The organism is Paracoccus sp. (in: a-proteobacteria) (genome assembly GCF_032007265.1).
Classification (GTDB): domain Bacteria; phylum Pseudomonadota; class Alphaproteobacteria; order Rhodobacterales; family Rhodobacteraceae; genus Paracoccus.
On sequence record NZ_DALZMB010000188.1, the window covers coordinates 1 to 3,527 of the forward strand.

Consider the following 3,527-nt stretch of genomic DNA (forward strand, 5'->3'; position numbering starts at 1 on the left):
GGTCAGGGCGGCCAAAGATCACGGCTGTTCGATCCGTATCGGCGTTAATGCGGGCAGCCTTGAAAAGCACCTGCTTGAGAAATACGGCGAGCCATGTCCCGCGGCCATGGTCGAAAGCGGCCTTGATCACATCAAGCTGCTGCAGGACAACGATTTTCACGAATTCAAGATTTCGGTCAAAGCGTCAGACGTGTTTCTGTCGGCTGCTGCCTATCAGCAATTGGCCGATGCGACTGATGCGCCGCTTCATCTGGGCATCACCGAGGCGGGCGGGCTGGTATCTGGCACGGTCAAATCCGCAATCGGGTTGGGCAACCTGCTGTGGATGGGGCTTGGCGACACCATTCGCGTCTCGCTGTCAGCCGATCCGGTCGAAGAGGTCAAGGTCGGTTTCGAAATGCTGAAATCGCTTGGCCTGCGCACCCGTGGCGTACAGATCATTTCCTGCCCCAGCTGCGCCAGACAGGGCTTTGACGTGATCAAGACCGTCGAGGCGCTTGAAAAGCGGCTAGAGCATATCAAGACCCCGATGAGCCTTTCGATCATTGGCTGTGTGGTGAACGGGCCGGGTGAGGCATTGATGACCGATATCGGCTTTACCGGCGGGGGTGCTGGTTCCGGCATGGTCTATATGGCGGGCAAGCAGGATCATAAACTGTCCAATGAAAAGATGATCGATCACATCGTTTCCCTGGTCGAAGAGCGCGCCGCAAAGATCACTCAGGCAGAAGCCGAGGCCGAGGCGGCAGCGGCGGAATAACTTGGCCATGGGCGTGGTTGCGCCATTGATGTTTGGCAAAAGAAAAAGGGGCGTGCCATTGGCGCGCCCCTGAGCTGTTTTCAGTAAGGCCGTTCAACTGGCCGGCTCAATTAACCCTGATCGGCTTGCGATTTACGTGCCATTTCGACCGCGCCTGCCATGCCCGATTGCGGCACGCCGCGCAGCATCTCGGGGCCGATGATGAAGGTGGGCGTTCCCATGATGCTCATGCTTTCCGCCAATTGGCGGTTCTCGCGCAGAACATTGCTGACATCTTCGGTGTTCATGCGGTTGATGATCGGCTGCGCCTCAAGGCCCAGCTCACCCGCCATTTTGCCAAGGCTTTCCAGATTGACCGGACCGCGATAGGCCATCAGGGCGTCATGGGCCTTTTTATAGGCCTCGGGGCCAGAGATCTGCTGTACTGAAACCGCAAAGCGCGCGGCCAGATCGCTTTCCTGTCCAAGGATCGGGAATTCCTTAAGGATAAAGCGGATATTGCCATCGCTTTTGATCAAGGCCTCGACCTCGGGGTTTACCTTTTTGCAGTAGCCGCATTTGTAATCGACAAATTCGACCATCGTGATGTCGCCATCAGGATTGCCGCCAATCCAGCTGTGACCATCGGCAAAGATCTTGTCCTTGTTATTGGCGACCAGGACCTGATCGTTTTCGACCTCTTGTGCGATGCGGCGGGCTTCCATCCCGTTGATGGCTTCAACCATCACTTCGGGATTCTCCATCAGATAGTCGCGCACTGCAGCGCCGAAAGCCGCTTTTTCGTCATCCGTCATCTGTGCCGGATCAAAGGCGTAGCTTGGCAAGGCAGTCGCGGCGCTTAGGGCGACCGCGGCAAAAATGGCTTTCATGGTAGGCTTCCCTTAGTTGTTGCGGCGAAAATGCCCGTCATGGCGCATGGTTTCAAGGCCACCTCTGCGTGATCGCTTGACCCGAGGCGGCTGTCTTGGGATAGAAACCCCAAAAGGGGACAGGCCATGAGACAGTCAAAACGCGGGCAGGTTGACGCATTTATCGTCATGGATGTGATGGAGGCGGCACGCCGCGCCGAGGCCGAAGGCCGCAGCATCATTCATATGGAAGTGGGCCAGCCTTCGACGCCGGCGCCTGCGGGTGCGCGTGCGGCGCTTGCTCGGGCCATTGATGAACCCCTGGGCTATACGGTCGCGCTGGGTCTGCCAGAATTGCGCCAAGGCATCGCGAAGCTTTATAAACGCTGGTATGATGTCGAGATCGACCCGGCCCGCGTCGTGGTCACGCCCGGCTCATCTGGTGCGTTTCTTCTGGCATTTTCAGCGCTTTTTGACGCGGGCGACAAGGTTGCTTTGGGTGAGCCGGGCTATCCCAGCTATCGGCAGATCCTGCGGGCCATGTCGGTCGAACCCGTCGGGATCGCGACCAAAGCCGAGAACCGCTTTCAGCCCCAACCCAGTGAACTGCCCGAGGGCGTCCAGGGCTTGATCCTGGCCTCGCCGGGCAATCCTTCAGGCACGGTCCTGACCCGAGAAGAGCTGGCCGCATTGACCACCCGTGCCGCAGAACTTGGCATGGCGGTGGTCTCGGACGAGATTTACCACGGGTTGGACTACGGCAAGAGCTGCCACAGCGCGCTTGAAGTCACTGATGACGTTTTCGTTATTAACTCGTTTTCGAAATATTTCAGCATGACGGGCTGGCGTCTTGGCTGGATGATCGTTCCGCCCAGCCATATCCGCACGATCGAGCGGATCGCCCAGAACATGTTCATCTGCCCCCCACATGCCAGCCAGATTGCCGCACTTGCTGCGCTGGATTGCCATGATGAGGCACAGGCCAATCTGGCGGTTTACGCCGAAAACCGCCGATTGATGCTGCAAGAACTGCCTAATGCGGGCTTTCACAAGATCGCGCCGCCCGAAGGGGCGTTTTATATCTATGCCGATGTTTCTGACCTGACGGATGACAGTCTGGCCTTTGCAGCCGAGATCCTTGAGGGCGCGGGCGTGGCGGTCACGCCGGGGTTGGATTTTGATCCGGTTCGCGGCGCAAAATCGCTGCGTTTCAGCTATGCACGCTCGACCAAGGAAATCGCCGAAGGTCTGGCGCGTCTGACCCGCTATATGGCGCAAAGATGAGCGCGATGCGGGGGGTAATGCTTGGCGGGGCGCTGGCTTTTGGGTTGGCGATTGCGGGCGGTGTGCAGGCGTTGGGCGCACAAGAGGTGGCACCCGATGTCACCGCGAACAGCGCCAGCGATGAGGGCGCCCAGATCAATCTTGCACAAAGCGCAATCACCGCCGAGGGTCGTGACCGTGGTCGCCCGCGCCCGCTGGATATTCGCCTTGCGACGACGCGCGCGGTTCCGTTTCGCACCTATTTTCTGGCAGAGCCGCCTCGGCTGATCATTGATTTTCAAGATCTTGATTTTGGCACGACGCAGCCCGCGCAGATCACGGGGGCGGATTTGGTGCCGGGTCTGCGCTGGGGGAAATTCCGTGCGGGCTGGTCGCGGCTCGTGGTTGAGCTGGCTGGCCCCTATGGCATGGTGCAATCCTCGCAAGCGACCGTAAACGCGGCTGACGGGCAGGGCGGATCTCCGGGTTCGGCCATCCATCTGCGCATCGAGCCGGTCAAGGATAAGAATTTTGTCGTGCGTCCTGATGCGCTTTCGGCGCTTTGGGATCTTCCTGAAAGCACGGTTCCCGCAGCCAAACCGCGCGCGACGATCGAGGGTCGCAAGCTGAGGATTGCAGTTGATCCGGGCCATGGC

At 59.1% G+C, this 3,527-nt stretch carries 4 protein-coding genes; 3 read left to right on the forward strand and 1 reads right to left on the reverse strand.

The genetic code is table 11. From position 1 onward, the window contains the following. Positions 1 to 760 (forward strand): (E)-4-hydroxy-3-methylbut-2-enyl-diphosphate synthase (gene ispG, locus RTS12_RS20365; RefSeq protein ID WP_312531923.1); only part of this gene is annotated, 760 nt, incomplete at its 5' end. A gap of 110 nt (positions 761 to 870) precedes the next feature. On the opposite strand, the gene RTS12_RS20370 is transcribed toward ispG, so the two are convergent. Then, positions 871 to 1,629: a DsbA family protein gene (locus tag RTS12_RS20370; protein WP_312531925.1), complete on the reverse strand. Its 759-nt coding sequence runs from the start codon at positions 1,627 to 1,629 to the stop codon at positions 871 to 873. 126 nt (positions 1,630 to 1,755) lie between these two features. On the opposite strand from RTS12_RS20370, the gene RTS12_RS20375 reads away from it, so the two are divergent. Together RTS12_RS20375 and RTS12_RS20380 are read left to right on the forward strand one after the other, a co-directional pair. After that, positions 1,756 to 2,892, forward strand: coding sequence for an aminotransferase class I/II-fold pyridoxal phosphate-dependent enzyme (locus RTS12_RS20375; protein ID WP_312531927.1), 1,137 nt, complete (start codon positions 1,756 to 1,758; stop codon positions 2,890 to 2,892). Continuing rightward, the coding region (locus RTS12_RS20380; RefSeq protein WP_312531929.1) for an AMIN domain-containing protein at positions 2,889 to 3,527 on the forward strand (639 nt) is incomplete at its 3' end. The genes RTS12_RS20375 and RTS12_RS20380, both read left to right, overlap by 4 nt.

Bases quoted from the DNA above. Each gene is read 5' to 3' on its own strand.
- RTS12_RS20370 (WP_312531925.1), bottom strand. From the start codon at position 1,629: ATGAAAGCCATTTTTGCCGCGGTCGCCCTAAGCGCCGCGACTGCCTTG.
- RTS12_RS20375 (WP_312531927.1), top strand. From the start codon at position 1,756: ATGAGACAGTCAAAACGCGGGCAGGTTGACGCATTTATCGTCATGGAT.